Origin of the sequence: Budvicia aquatica DSM 5075 = ATCC 35567 (assembly GCF_000427805.1) — a bacterium.
Taxonomy (GTDB): Bacteria; Pseudomonadota; Gammaproteobacteria; order Enterobacterales; family Enterobacteriaceae; genus Budvicia; species Budvicia aquatica.
Window position 1 is genome coordinate 1 of record NZ_ATYS01000024.1, and the last position, 13,566, is coordinate 13,566.

The 13,566-nt window shown below is 44.5% G+C and carries 13 protein-coding genes and 3 tRNA genes; 10 read left to right on the top strand and 6 right to left on the bottom strand.

What is annotated here, in order from left to right; translation table 11 throughout:
• Positions 1-30: 30 nt before the first annotated feature.
• Positions 31-1,193 (bottom strand): IS3 family transposase gene (locus YWE_RS0110765; RefSeq protein WP_099044048.1). Its coding sequence is split into 2 segments (ribosomal slippage): positions 31-932 and positions 932-1,193, totalling 1,164 coding nucleotides; the frame shifts between segments, so codons are not numbered across the junction.
• 167 nt (positions 1,194-1,360) lie between these two features.
• Here YWE_RS0110765 and YWE_RS0110775 point away from each other — a divergent pair.
• Entirely contained in the window at positions 1,361-2,023 is a 663-nt protein-coding gene (locus YWE_RS0110775) for a phage N-6-adenine-methyltransferase (protein WP_029094538.1), read from the top strand.
• Between the two features lie 62 nt (positions 2,024-2,085).
• Here YWE_RS0110775 and YWE_RS0110780 read toward each other — a convergent pair whose 3' ends face one another.
• Entirely contained in the window at positions 2,086-2,388 is a 303-nt protein-coding gene (locus YWE_RS0110780; protein WP_029094539.1) for a monooxygenase, read from the bottom strand.
• Positions 2,389-3,310: 922 nt separating this feature from the next.
• On the opposite strand from YWE_RS0110780, the gene uvrY reads away from it, so the two are divergent.
• From uvrY to YWE_RS0110810, 6 genes are all read left to right on the top strand, one after another.
• Positions 3,311-3,967, top strand: a complete 657-nt coding sequence (gene uvrY, locus YWE_RS0110785) for a UvrY/SirA/GacA family response regulator transcription factor (protein ID WP_029094540.1) — start codon at positions 3,311-3,313, stop codon at positions 3,965-3,967.
• On the top strand, positions 3,960-5,792 hold the full coding sequence (gene uvrC / locus YWE_RS0110790) for an excinuclease ABC subunit UvrC (protein ID WP_029094541.1): 1,833 nt from the start codon (positions 3,960-3,962) through the stop codon (positions 5,790-5,792). Before uvrY ends, uvrC begins: the two co-directional genes overlap by 8 nt.
• A gap of 64 nt (positions 5,793-5,856) precedes the next feature.
• Entirely contained in the window at positions 5,857-6,411 is a 555-nt protein-coding gene (pgsA, locus tag YWE_RS0110795; protein ID WP_029094542.1) for a CDP-diacylglycerol--glycerol-3-phosphate 3-phosphatidyltransferase, read from the top strand.
• A gap of 157 nt (positions 6,412-6,568) precedes the next feature.
• Positions 6,569-6,644 (top strand) — tRNA-Gly (locus YWE_RS0110800).
• 32 nt (positions 6,645-6,676) lie between these two features.
• Positions 6,677-6,750: transfer RNA gene (locus YWE_RS0110805), tRNA-Cys, on the top strand.
• An 11-nt stretch (positions 6,751-6,761) separates the two neighbouring features.
• Positions 6,762-6,848: transfer RNA gene (locus tag YWE_RS0110810), tRNA-Leu, on the top strand.
• Between the two features lie 113 nt (positions 6,849-6,961).
• Here the strand turns inward: YWE_RS0110810 and YWE_RS0110815 are convergent.
• A complete protein-coding gene (locus YWE_RS0110815) occupies positions 6,962-7,177 on the bottom strand; it encodes a DUF2767 family protein (protein WP_211231004.1) in 216 nt (71 codons plus the stop codon).
• 142 nt (positions 7,178-7,319) lie between these two features.
• Here YWE_RS0110815 and YWE_RS31185 point away from each other — a divergent pair, with 142 nt between their 5' ends.
• On the top strand, positions 7,320-7,553 hold the full coding sequence (locus YWE_RS31185; protein ID WP_029094544.1) for a hypothetical protein: 234 nt from the start codon (positions 7,320-7,322) through the stop codon (positions 7,551-7,553).
• 67 nt (positions 7,554-7,620) lie between these two features.
• Here YWE_RS31185 and YWE_RS0110825 read toward each other — a convergent pair whose 3' ends face one another.
• Positions 7,621-8,277, bottom strand: a complete 657-nt coding sequence (locus YWE_RS0110825) for a DedA family protein (RefSeq protein WP_029094545.1) — start codon at positions 8,275-8,277, stop codon at positions 7,621-7,623.
• A 549-nt stretch (positions 8,278-8,826) separates the two neighbouring features.
• Here YWE_RS0110825 and pepT point away from each other — a divergent pair.
• Both pepT and dcuC read left to right on the top strand, forming a co-directional pair.
• A complete protein-coding gene (pepT, locus tag YWE_RS0110830) occupies positions 8,827-10,080 on the top strand; it encodes a peptidase T (RefSeq protein WP_029094546.1) in 1,254 nt (417 codons plus the stop codon).
• Positions 10,077-11,468, top strand: coding sequence for a C4-dicarboxylate transporter DcuC (dcuC, locus tag YWE_RS0110835; protein ID WP_029094547.1), 1,392 nt, complete (start codon positions 10,077-10,079; stop codon positions 11,466-11,468). Before pepT ends, dcuC begins: the two co-directional genes overlap by 4 nt.
• A 76-nt stretch (positions 11,469-11,544) precedes the next feature.
• On the opposite strand, the gene purB is transcribed toward dcuC, so the two are convergent.
• Both purB and hflD read right to left on the bottom strand, forming a co-directional pair.
• Positions 11,545-12,915, bottom strand: coding sequence for an adenylosuccinate lyase (gene purB / locus YWE_RS0110840; RefSeq protein WP_029094548.1), 1,371 nt, complete (start codon positions 12,913-12,915; stop codon positions 11,545-11,547).
• A 26-nt stretch (positions 12,916-12,941) separates the two neighbouring features.
• Positions 12,942-13,565 (bottom strand): high frequency lysogenization protein HflD, encoded by a 624-nt coding sequence (gene hflD / locus YWE_RS0110850; protein WP_029094549.1) that lies wholly within the window; start codon positions 13,563-13,565, stop codon positions 12,942-12,944.
• Position 13,566 lies beyond the last annotated feature (1 nt).

Consider the following 13,566-nt stretch of genomic DNA (forward strand, 5'->3'; position numbering starts at 1 on the left):
TGATCTTCCCCACCAAAAATGGACACAGGCCTAAGCGAGGTTCTGGTTTTCAAATTGTTCCGGGCTGATACCGCCACACGCACTGTGACGACGCCACCGATTGTAATCACACTCGATATAATTAAACACCGTTGTTCGCATTATTTCCCGGCTGATAAAGCGTTCTCCGTGGATACATTCCACCTTCAGCGAGTGGAAAAAGCTTTCCGCGCAGGCATTATCATAACAGTTCCCTTTTGCACTCATACTGCCACGCAGATTATGCCGTTTCAGTAATGCCTGATAATCCGCTGAGCAATACTGACCACCACGGTCACTGTGAACAATGACATTCTCCGGGCGTTTACGCCGCCAGAAGGCCATTTGTAGTGCATCGCAGGCAAGCTGTGCCGTCATGCGGGGTGACATTGACCAGCCGATAACAGCACGCGACCACAGGTCGATAACCACCGCCAGATACAGCCAGCCTTCGTCTGTGCGCAGATACGTGATGTCTCCGGCCCACTTCTGGTTCGGGCCGCTGGCGTAAAAATCCTGTTTCAGTAAATTTTCTGACACGGGCAGCCCGTGCTCACGGTAGCTGACCGGGCTGAACCGGCGCGAGGCTTTCGCCCGCAGCCCCTGACGACGCAGGCTGGCGGCCACTGTTTTGACATTTAACGTCAGGCCCTGCGACCGCAACTCGTCTGTCAGGCGTGGCGCGCCATAGCGCTGCTTCGCCTGCCCGAAGGCATCACGAACGGCGCGATCGCAGCACTGACGATACTGCTGACGTGAACTCATCACAGAACGTCGCTGACGCCAGACATACCAGCCGCTGCGGGCCACCCGGAGGACGCGACACATCGCTTTGATGCTGAATTCGGCCTGATGTTTTTCGATAAAGACATACTTCATTTCAGGCGTTTCGCGAAGTATGTCGCGGCCTTTTGGAGGATAGCCAGCTCCTCAGCTTGTTCCGCCAGCTGGCGTTTGAGACGAGCATTTTCAGCGGCGAGTTCATTTTCACGGTCAGAGGATGAGAGCTGTTGCTGCTGTTTACTACGCCAGTTATAGAGCTGCGATTCATACAGGCTGAGCTCGTGGGCTGCGGCGGCAACACCAATGCGCTCAGCCAGTTTAAGGGCTTCCTGACGGAATTCAGGTGTGTGCTGCTTGCGGGGCTTTTTGATGGTTGATGCTGGTTTTGTCATGTGAGATACCTCTGGTTGAGAGTTTACTCACTTAGCAGCGTGTCCACTATTGATGGGTAAGATCAGTTTTCTATTACGGCTTTGCTTTGTGTGGGCAAGGTTGTTGGTAGAAAATATCGAATCGGTTTGGTATTGCCGCCTGGTACCCACAATTAAGGGGACAGGCAATGATAGATTTTTCGAATACAGAGTATCTACAACATATTAATTATTTAAGATCGAAACCTAAACATCTATTAAGAGATATTGGGGATCAGTGGCGTACACCGGATGCTCTGTTTTTAGCTATCAATGAGTTATATGGGCCGTTAGTACTTGATTTATTCAGTGATGGTCAAAATAACAAATGCCCACATTTTTACACTGAGTCTGATAATGCATTAGCTCAAGATTGGGCGCAAAAGTTACAAGAGATCGGAGGTGGCGGGGCATTTGCGAATCCACCGTATTCAAGAGCAAAGAAACATAAAGGCAGCTATATTACCGGCATGTCATACATAATGAAGCACACCATTGCCCAGCGCGAAAAAGGCGGGCGTTACGTTTTTTTAGTTAAGGTTGCCACATCTGAGGAATGGTGGCCTGGCGAAAAGGCCGATCATATCGCTTTTATTCGCGGTAGAATTCCTTTTGATCTTCCTGCATGGTTTTCGCCAGCGAACAAACGACAGGAAGTAACAACGGCCTCTTTTGGCATTGCGGTGATGATTTTCGATAAAACATGGACAGGGTCGCCGATAAGTTATCTATCCCGGGATGTGTTACTTAACCGGGGAATGGAACTGATGAATGAACTGAAGGAGCCACAAACATTAGTTATTGCTGCATAATAAGCCCTGATAAAGGGCTTATTATGGCAATTAGAGAAACGCTGGGCTAAGCTACTGCTAACTTAAAGGCCGTGGTTGATTTTAGTCAGGGGAATATTGATATCAAACAGTTTACAGTTGATATTCTTTGCGCCCATCTGTTTAACGCGCTCTATGTGCATTGCGGCATAGCGTTCAGCTGATTCTCTATTACTAAATAGGTAGATTCCACCGGCTTCTTCTGTTTGGGCATTTTCAGTCCAAATTTTGGAGATAAAACCGGGCTCAGTATTGATTGTTGCTGCTAGTCCTGCTGCATTTTTAGATAAATTTTCGCCAAGCATTTCAGCAGGCATACTAAAGTCAATTTGGAGTAAAACGGTCATAAATACCTCTAGTCAGTGATGCTTATTTCTTAATGTTTTCTTAATAAGTAATGCATTACCCGCTCTTTTGCCTGATACCAAGGCAGTCGTATCTGGATAATAGCGATTTATTGAAGGCCAATGCAAACTTAGATATCTGCTTAAATGATATGAGTTGGTTAAAATTTATCAGTGAATATTATTTTATAGCATTGTCTTCAATGCATAAATAATCTAAGTGCAACTGACTATTGTTTCTATAACCATTTTTCAACTAGCCATTATTTTATCATTTAATCTGTCGTGCTTTCTGGCTATTTGATTTTTAGAACATGTGTATGTGTATGATAATGAATATATATCATGGCTAATTATATTTTTTCATCAATGTGTGTGGTGTTTGTTTTGGTTTTATATCAAAGAGTTAATTTATTTTTTGCAGCAATTGTAGATTAGTCGAACAGATTTATTGTTAATTTTTTGTTTGTTCTGTCGTTAAGTGAATTTTGATACTTGAATGAGAGTTAATTCAATTACTCTTACGAGCGTAATTTTACGTGGTTTTCAAATTTACATAAATAAGCGTTTAAAAACAGGATGTATGCAAATACGGTTCTTGTAACTATTTCTTACTATATTAGTGATAAATATCCCTACTGATTGATGGTAAATTAAGCCTGTTTAGCTAAAGATAACCATGAGTGATTAATCTTTTTATTGAGTTTAGATGGTGGATATGTAACCCTGAGCAGCATTGCGTCTAGGGCGCCATTTAAAGCTGTTTATCCACTAACGACGTTATACCTTTATATTAAAGATAAAGTGATTTCATTAAAAAAGACAAGTATCATCAATATGTTTACTGATTTTTTATGGTGGACCATTCTGTGATTAAGATCACCACTGCTACCTACACCTATTATTACTGTTTGGAGATTTCCTTTTGATAAGCGTTCTTCTTGTTGATGACCACGAACTGGTGCGCGCAGGGATTCGACGCATTCTCGAAGATGTCAAAGGAATAAAAGTTGTTGGTGAAGTTCAATGTGGCGAAGATGCCGTAAAATGGTGCCGGTCCAACAGCGTTGATATCGTTCTTATGGATATGAATATGCCCGGTATTGGTGGCTTAGAGGCGACGCGTAAAATTTTACGTTATTCGGCCGATATCAAAGTCATTATGCTGACTATTCATACCGAAAACCCGTTGCCCGCAAAAGTTATGCAGGCCGGAGCTTCCGGATATTTGAGTAAAGGGGCTGCGCCACAAGAGGTGATTAGCGCGATTAGGGCTATTGCTTCCGGCCAGCGTTATATCGGTGCAGATATTGCCAGACAAATGGCATTAAGCCAGTTAGAGCCAGAAGCCGATACGCCGCTATCTAGCCTGTCAGAGCGCGAACTGCAGATTATGATGATGATAACTAAAGGATTGAAGGTTAATGAGATTGCAGAAACGCTAAATCTTAGTCCTAAAACCGTAAACAGTTATCGCTATAGAATGTTTAGCAAGCTGAATATTAGTGGGGATGTTGAGCTGACGCATCTTGCTATTCGTCATGGGATTGTGACTTCAGAGAAATTGTTAAATAGTGACTGAGAGTTTCGATAGCAAATCTTTCCTAAAATATGTAACTCATGAGCCAGGGGTTTATCGTATGTACGATGCCTCTGGCGTTGTTATATATGTAGGGAAAGCAAAAGATCTCAAAAAGAGATTATCCAGTTATTTTCGTCAGAATGTCGCGAGCCGTAAAACGGAAGCGTTGGTGAAAAGTATTGCTAATGTTGATGTTACCGTCACCCATACGGAAACAGAAGCATTGCTGCTTGAACATAATTATATTAAACAATACCAGCCTCGCTATAACGTTTTGCTTCGGGATGACAAATCTTATCCTCTAATTTTTCTGAGTTCAGATGCCCACCCGCGTTTAAAAATCCACCGTGGCGCCAAACATGCCAAAGGCGAATATTTTGGGCCGTTTCCTAATTCAGGGGCGGTGCGCGAAACCTTAGCCTTACTGCAAAAGTTATTTCCTATCAGGCAGTGTGAAGACAGCGTGTATAAAAATCGCTCAAGGCCTTGCCTGCAGTACCAGATTGGGCGGTGCCTGGGGCCCTGCGTTGCTGGTCTGGTTAGCGATGAGGAATATCAAAAACAGGTTAACTACGTCAGACTATTTCTGGAAGGTAAAGATCAGCAGGTTCTAAATCAGCTTATTGCCAGTATGGAAGATGCCAGTAAGGCTCTGAATTTCGAAGAGGCTGCACGAATTCGCGATCAGATTCAGGCTATCCGCCGCGTGACTGAGCGCCAGTTTGTTTCCGGGGATAGTGACGACCTTGACGTTATTGGCGTTGCATATGAGTCAGGCATGGCGTGTGTGCACGTTCTTTTCCTGCGTCAGGGTAAGGTGCTTGGCAGCCGTAGCTACTACCCTAAAATTCCAAAGGGTACTGAGTTGGATGAGGTCGTTCAAACATTTGTCGGCCAGTTCTATCTGCAAGGCAGCCAGTCAAGATCGCTACCCGGTGAGATTTTATTAGATTTCACATTACCGGATAGAAATACGTTAGAAGATACTTTGTCTGAGGTTGCTGGTCGAAAAATTCAAATACAGAGTAAGCCTAGAGGCGATCGAGCGCGCTATTTAAAGCTGGCCAGAACCAATGCCAATATAGCGCTAAAAACCAAGCTATCTCAGCAGTCTACTATCCACCAACGATTAGCCTCGTTAGCTGAAGTACTGAAACTGCCACAAATTAACCGCATGGAATGTTTTGATATCAGCCATACCATGGGTGAAGAGACCGTTGCATCATGCGTTGTATTTGATAGCAATGGTCCTCTGCGTTCTGAATACCGGCGATACAATATCACCGGTATCACGCCCGGCGATGATTACGCAGCGATGGCCCAAGTATTAAAGCGTCGATATGGCAAGGCATTAACCGATGAAAAAATTCCGGATGTGATTTTTATCGATGGCGGTAAAGGTCAGTTAGGGCAAGCAATCGGCGTATTTGATGAGCTCAATGTCGCTTGGGATAAATCCAAGCCGCTATTGATTGGTATTGCAAAAGGTACCGATCGCAAAGCCGGGCTTGAGACACTGTTCTTTAAAGCGGAAGGTGAGGGCGTTGCTTTGCCGCCAGACTCTCCTGCTTTGCACGTTATTCAACATATTCGTGATGATTCCCATAACCATGCCATCTCTGGTCACCGCCAGCGCAGAGCTAAAGTGAGAAATACCAGCGCGCTGGAACATATTGAAGGTGTTGGTCCTAAACGTCGCCAGGCGCTGCTAAAATATATGGGAGGATTACAACCATTATTGAGTGCGACGGTTGATGAACTGGCAAAAATTCCAGGAATTTCACAATCTTTAGCAGAAAAGATACACAATGCATTGAAACAATGAGGACGATGTAGCAACATATACACACGTCTTTTTATCCCAGACAGCAATAGGGCATCTGAGCACTATGCAATTGAATATACCGACCTTACTTACGCTTTTCCGTCTCATACTGATTCCATTTTTTGTTGTGGCTTTTTATCTGCCATCTCAATATCAATGGGCTCCTATGGTCTGTGCGGGTATCTTTGTTGTAGCAGCTGTCACTGACTGGTTTGATGGCTTTCTTGCCCGTAGATGGAAGCAGACAACTCGATTCGGTGCTTTTCTTGATCCGGTTGCCGATAAGGTCATGGTCGCCACTGCTTTAGTTCTGGTTTGTGAGTTTTACCACGTTTGGTGGATTTCATTACCGGCGGCAACCATGATTGCCCGTGAAATTATTATTTCTGCGCTCAGAGAGTGGATGGCTGAAATTGGTAAGAGAAGTAGCGTTGCCGTCTCTTGGGTTGCAAAAGTTAAAACCTCGGCTCAAATGTTAGCGTTAGTTGGTCTGCTTTGGCGGCCGAACTCAATTATTGAGATCTTAAGCTTTGTTCTATTGTATATTGCGGCCGTATTAACGTTTTGGTCAATGTTCCAATATCTGAAGGCTTCAAAGGCTGATTTGCTGGAACCGTGAACGATACGCCGGAAAAAGCATCAAACGAACGAAATGTTTTCATAATTCTATTGACTCACTTCGTCAGGTAAGTAGAATGCACACCATCTGATGACGACAGGGTGTGTCAAAAGATAAAGTAGCTAAATCAGCAAGTTCTGATGTGATACTTAAAGGCGCGGGAATAGCTCAGTTGGTAGAGCACGACCTTGCCAAGGTCGGGGTCGCGAGTTCGAGTCTCGTTTCCCGCTCCAAATTAATATCCATAAGGATATTAATGGAGTAAGGCGCGTTGGCAGAGTGGCCATGCTGCGGATTGCAAATCCGCCTACCTCGGTTCGACTCCGGGACGCGCCTCCAAAATTAGATATGCCCGGGTGGTGAAATCGGTAGACACAAGGGATTTAAAATCCCTCGGCGGCAACGCCATGCGAGTTCAAGTCTCGCCCCGGGCACCATTTAACATTGGTTATAATTAGCAGTAGATTTAGCAAGCAACCACCTATAAGGTGGTTTTTTTGTGCCTGAATGTTACTCATCAATAAAGATAGTCGCTGTGGGAGTATAAAAATTAATTAAACTTACCATTTGTGATAATAAACATATCGATACTTTGTTGTATTCCTTGCTGGAGCTTTACATCATCGGTTTCGCTAATCAGAATGTGTAAGGTATTAATGATTGTTTCCCGCGAGATCTCCATACCCAGCGTATTTAGCCGGCAAACGGCTTTACCAATAATTCGACAGCGTTCATCTTGCATAAATTTAATATTTTCGATACTCATCATCACCCGGCCATAAATAACAAATAGAATAAAAAGTGAATGATGAATGGTAGCATTGCCCGAGAATGGAAATGCTACCATTTGAGCGATTGTGATAAACCCTGTTAGCAGATGATACCAGCATGCAGTGACTGAGGATGATATGGAGTTAACTGATTTTATACTCTGCGCACAGCAGGTGAGCCCGCAGGCGAGTATTGGGATAGATATTCATCCTGATAAGAGTTCGCTATCTGTTCGGTGGCAGTGGACAGGTCCGGCCGGTGAGGAAAGGGCGTTTAAACGGGCTATTTTGCTTAAGGAACTGAACTATGATGAAGCAATTATGGTTTTCTTTTCGCGTTGTAAGGATGCAATCGAAAATAGCAGCTCGTGACCATGGCGGCGATGTGATTTTTGCATTCGGAGAGAGTTAATGCGGGAGAGGACTAATCTCCCGTTTGTTATTTATGTGATTTCTTCTTTAAAACTACAATGATTGAACCAATTAGCCCGCCAACCAACAGCACAATCGGCAGAATCATCAATCCTGTCATCATCTGGCGTTCATAATGCTTAAATAGTGGTGTCATGCTAATGATGTAGCCCAATCCGGTAACAGAGCCTACCCATAGTGCTGCGCTCAGCCAGTTAAATATCTGAAAGCGTTTAGGGTCCATATTTGATAACCCGGCAATGGTGGGCAGTAAGGTGCGCACAAAAGCTAAAAAGCGGCCAATCAGCAAGGCAAAGAAGCCATGTTTATGGAACAGTTGATGGGTTCTTTGATGATAATGAGCCGGTATTTTGTGCAACCAACTCTGTACGGTTTTTGTTTTCCCTAACCATTTACCTTGAAGGTAGCTAAACCAACAGCCGAGAGCGGCTGCGGTAGACAACACTAAAAAAGTGAGACCAAAGTGAAGAGAACCCTGTGCAATTAGCGCGCCGGAAAGTAGTAGCAAGCTGTCTCCGGGTAAGAAAGCCGCGGGTAGCAAGCCATTTTCAAGAAAGATAATGATAAACAGAACGCCATAAATCGCCCAAAGAAACTCAGGATTGGCCAGTGTTTTAAAGTCCTGATGTATAAGCGCTTGGAATAAATCTGTAATCAAACCCATTTTCTTTCCTATGCGTGACATTAACTGCAACTGCATGTCTGACTTCAGGATGAGTTAATGCTATAAGCGGTGAGATAAAATATGAAACCGGTCATAAGTTTAACACCATCGGGAGCAACTATACAGGCGAATGCCATTAGCTTATTAAATAGCCTATTTTCTTATGAAAATAATAACAATAAAAAAGCTTATTAAAAATAATCAGTTATATAGGTAATGATATTTATTTACATCATGTGTGAATGAATAAGGATAGGTTCAATTCATTTGCGCTTTTATGATATATATTTTTACATATTACTATTTGGCTATATATCGAACAACCCGTGACTGATATTCAGTCTTAATTTTCTTTTGTGTTGTATTTTTACAATAAAATTTGGTTGGCATTGTTTTTTTGTGAGCTAATTCAATGAAATTTAAAGTAAATGATATTTAATGTCATGTTGGAAAAAAGACTTAGTGTTATTAACATCATTCACTGAATTATGTCTCTGTGTTAACGTAAAGAAGAAAATATCATCCATTAATCATCAAAGGTAAATATCCATGGATATCGTCGATCGGTTCATTTCCTATACTAAGATAAATACAACCACTGACAGAGATAAAGGTGCCGCAGGTATTATGCCTTCCTCTGAAGGGCAGCGTGTACTGGCTAATAAAGTGGCGGATGAACTCAGAGCATTAGGCCTCGTTGATGTACAGGTCAGTGACCGAGCGATAGTGACTGCGACATTAGCCAGTAATGTGGATTATCCATTACCTGCGGTGGCTTTTTTTGGTCATCTGGATACCAGCGCGGAGCAAACCAATGATACCAAGGCTCAGATATTGCCTTATAAAGGCGGCGATCTTTGTCTGAATGCAGAGAAACAGATCTTTTTGCGCCAAAGTGAGTTCCCAGAGCTGAGTGACTATATCGGCGATGACATTATTGTTACTGACGGTACCAGCCTTTTAGGGGCAGACGATAAAGCGGCGATTGCCTCTATCGTCAATACCATTCAGTATTTATTAGCACACCCAGAGATTAAGCATGGTCCGGTTAAAGTCGGTTTAGTTCCTGATGAAGAACAAGGATTGCGGGGCTCTAAAGTATTTGATGTGAAAAGCTTTGGTGCTGACTTTGCCTATACCCTCGACTGCTGCGGTATTGGTGAGTTGGTGTACGAAAACTGGAATGCGGGCGATGCTGAAATCATCTTTACCGGTCAGTCGGCTCACCCGATGTCAGCAAAAGGGAAACTTAAAAACTCTTTATTAATGGCCCATAAATTTATTTCAATGCTACCGGGCGGCGAAGCACCTGAATATACCGATGGCAGAGAAGGGTATTACTGGGTTAAGCAAATGCAGGGCAACAGTGCCAAAACCGTATTGAAAATGGACGTCAGAGATTTTACCGAAGAGGGATATCTGCGCCGGATGAAGTTCTTAGCTACTCTGGCTGAAGGTTGTGCTGCGTTATGGGGTGAGGAAAGCATTGAATGTAAGCTTGCAGACCGTTATGCCAACGTATTTAATAGCCTGCAGGGTGATTCAGCTTATCCTATCGATATTGCGGTTCAGGCCTATCGTAACCTGGGTATTGAGCCTAAAGTCACGCCAATGCGCGGTGGTTATGATGGCGCAGCGCTTTCTCAAAATGGTTTACCTTGCCCGAATATTTTCACCGGGGCGCATAACTTCCACTCAATCTATGAATATTTACCGGTAAAATCACTGCGTGCTGCCAGCGATGTATTAGTCGAGGTGGTTAAGCTGACTCATGACCGCTTTGCAAGCGGTGATAAAGCATGATTCAGGTTATTATTGCACTATTGGTTATTGTGGTCGTTGCTCGGTTAATATTGAAAGGTTATAAAGCTGAACCGGTGCTGTTTGCCGCCGGTTTGATCTTAATGATCGTTACTATGGTATTTGGCTGGGGAAGCATTTTACCGAAAAACTTAAAGACCACCGGTATTAGCTTCTTCGATCCTTTTGAAGTGATGCGGGATTTATTCAGTACCCGCGCTGCTGATTTAGGATTAATGATTATGGCCCTGATGGGATTTGCCCATTATATGGACCATATTGGCGCTAATAAAGCGGTTGTCCGGGTTGCTACCCGTCCGCTTAAAGCGCTACGTTCGCCTTATATTCTGCTGTTCTTTTCATTCTTGCTTGCCAGCGTACTTCAATTAGCTATTCCGTCGGCAACCGGTCTCGCGGTACTGCTAATGGGGACGATGTTCCCTATTATGATCGGTCTTGGGTTATCACCGGCTTCTGCGGCGGGCGTTATTGCCACCTCACTGGGTGTGGCCTATACGCCGATGGCCGTTGATGCTATCAGGGCTACCGATGCTGTCGGCATGGGGAAAGATGTCGTTGGCTATGTGATTTCTTATCAGGGGCCGGCGGCTATCGCAACCGTGCTGGCCGTTGGTATTACTCACGTCTTTTGGCAACGCCACTGCGATCTCAAACTGGGCATAGTACCGGACCTTGGTAAGGAAGATGAGGAAGGCAGTAAAGAGAAGGGGGCTCCCGGTTTCTATGCTTTACTTCCTATGTTACCGATTATTATGGCGATCGTTTTCTCTAAGCTTTTCGTAAAAGATATCAATCTTGACGTTGTGACCATCGTTCTGATTTGTATGTTTATCTGTATGGTTATAGAGACGGTACGTACGTTAGACTTTAAACAGGTATGCGCCGGGTTTAATCAATTTCTGAAAGGAATGGGCAGTGCCTTTACCGGGGTTGTCGGCTTATTAGTCGCCGCAGGCGTATTTGCTCACGGTATTAAAGCGATTGGGGCCATTGAACAAATGATCTCGATGGCTGAACACGTCGGGCTACCGCCGTTTGCGATGGCGATCGTTTTTGCCATTGTCACCCTTGCTGCTGCAATTATTATGGGCTCAGGCAACGCGCCGTTCTTGGCTTTTGTTGAGCTTATTCCTCAAATTGCACAGAGTATGGGTGTGAATCCGGTTGGTATGATTTTGCCAATGCAGCAGGCTTCCCATATGGGGCGTGCTATGTCGCCTGTTTCCGGCGTTATTATCGCCGTATCCAGCGGAGCCAAACTGTCTCCGTTTGATGTGGTCAAGAGAACGGCCATTCCACTGTTAGTGGGATTGGTTGTTCATACTCTGATAGTCGGGATTTTCTTTACCGGTCCGATAGTGGCTGGTTGATATTTGACTGACGAGATTGTTAAATAAAAAACGCGCTGTTAGCGCGTTTTTTATGGTCTAAATAAGATAGATGAATTTATTTGAGTTCATCAACCATCGTGGCGGCATAACCAATATAATTAGCCGGCGTCATGGTTTTCAGGCGGGCTTTTTCTGCTTCAGGCAGTTCAAGTCCGTCAATAAATACCTGCATATCTTCTGCCGTTACGCGCTTGCCACGCGTCAGCTCTTTTAGTTTTTCATACGGTTTTTCAATGCCGTAACGACGCATCACGGTCTGGATAGGTTCAGCTAAAACCTCCCAGTTATGGTCAAGTTCATTACGCAGATTACCTTCATTAACCTCTAGCTTACTCACGCCTTTCATCGTTGACTGATAGGCAATCAGTGCATAGCCTAAACCGACACCAAGGTTGCGTAATACGGTTGAATCGGTCAGATCCCGCTGCCAGCGAGAGACCGGCAGTTTAGTCGCCAGATGTCCCAAAATTGCATTAGACAACCCGAGATTTCCCTCTGAGTTTTCAAAATCGATGGGGTTAACTTTATGCGGCATGGTTGAAGAGCCAATCTCTCCTGCAATCGTTTTTTGCTTGAAGTGATTCAGGGCAATATAGCCCCAAATGTCACGATCGAAATCCAGCAAAATCGTATTGAAGCGGGCAATGCAGTCGAACAGCTCAGCAATATAGTCGTGAGGTTCAATTTGTGTGGTATATGGGTTCCAGGTAATGCCCAGAGAGGTAACAAAACTCTCGCTAAACTGGTGCCAGTTAACTTCCGGATAGGCCACAATATGGGCGTTATAGTTGCCTACCGCGCCGTTAATTTTTCCTAAAATTTCTACCTGAGCCAGTTGCTTATACTGGCGTTCCATCCGATAAGCAACGTTAGCCAGCTCTTTACCAACGGTAGTCGGCGTTGCCGGCTGGCCATGGGTGCGAGAAAGCAGAGGAATATCACGATATTGCCCGGCAAGATTTTTAACGGAGTCAATAATATTACGCCAGGCGGGCGTAATAACATCCTGTCGGGCGGTGCTGAGCATCAGCGCATGAGACAGGTTATTAATATCTTCAGAAGTACAGGCAAAATGAATAAATTCAGAAACGGCATGCAGTTCAGCAATAGCCGCCACTTTTTCTTTTAGGAAATACTCAACGGCCTTCACATCGTGATTGGTGGTCCGTTCGATTGCTTTGATTCTCAGGGCATCGGTTTCGCTAAAATTATCGACCAGAGCATTAAGGAAATCGTTTGCTTCCTGACTAAAAACGGGGACTTCTTTAATTTCTGCGCAATCGGCCAACTTTTGTAACCAGCGAACTTCTACCGTAACGCGAAACTTCAGTAAACCAAATTCACTGAAAATGGTGCGTAATGCGCTGACTTTATCACCGTAGCGTCCATCGATAGGGGATACGGCGGTCAGTGAAGATAATTCCATCAGTAAGACTCCTGAAGTCTGATAATTTAACTATTAGCGAGTATTTGCTGTGCCTGTTTTAACAGACGATTGCGTGAAAACATAAACTGTAAACGGCTACCACCGACCTGTTGCCACAGTACTGCGGCACGTATTCCGGCCAACAGAGAAGCCCGGACTTTTGCCTGAACCAGCGGTCTTTGTAACGCTTCGGGCGAGCCGGTAACTTGAATGCGCGGCCCAATAGGGCTAATGACGTCGACGTAAATAGATGCCATAGCGCTGGTGATCGTTTCTGATTCAACGTCAAAATGGGCTAACTGGCGATCTAACTGACTAATGCGCGAAGACAATTCATTCAGCGCCGCACGATTAGCGCTTAGTTTGCGTTCCAGCACCATAATGCTTAATACGTAGCGGGTCAGCTCTGCGCTTAATTCCTGACGATTATTGGTCAAAACGCTGGGTAGCGTTTCCAGACCCAGGCGGATATCCTGTTCAAGCCCAAAAACGGAAAGCGTCGATGGGGCATCGGTCACTAAAATACTTTTTAGTGACACGGATAGCGCTTGGTTGTCGCATTGGCCGTCATGGGCCAGTTGCTGTACTAAACGGGCTGACTGGGCGATTCCGGCCAAGGCCACGGTGATATCATAATAATTTTTAGCCACG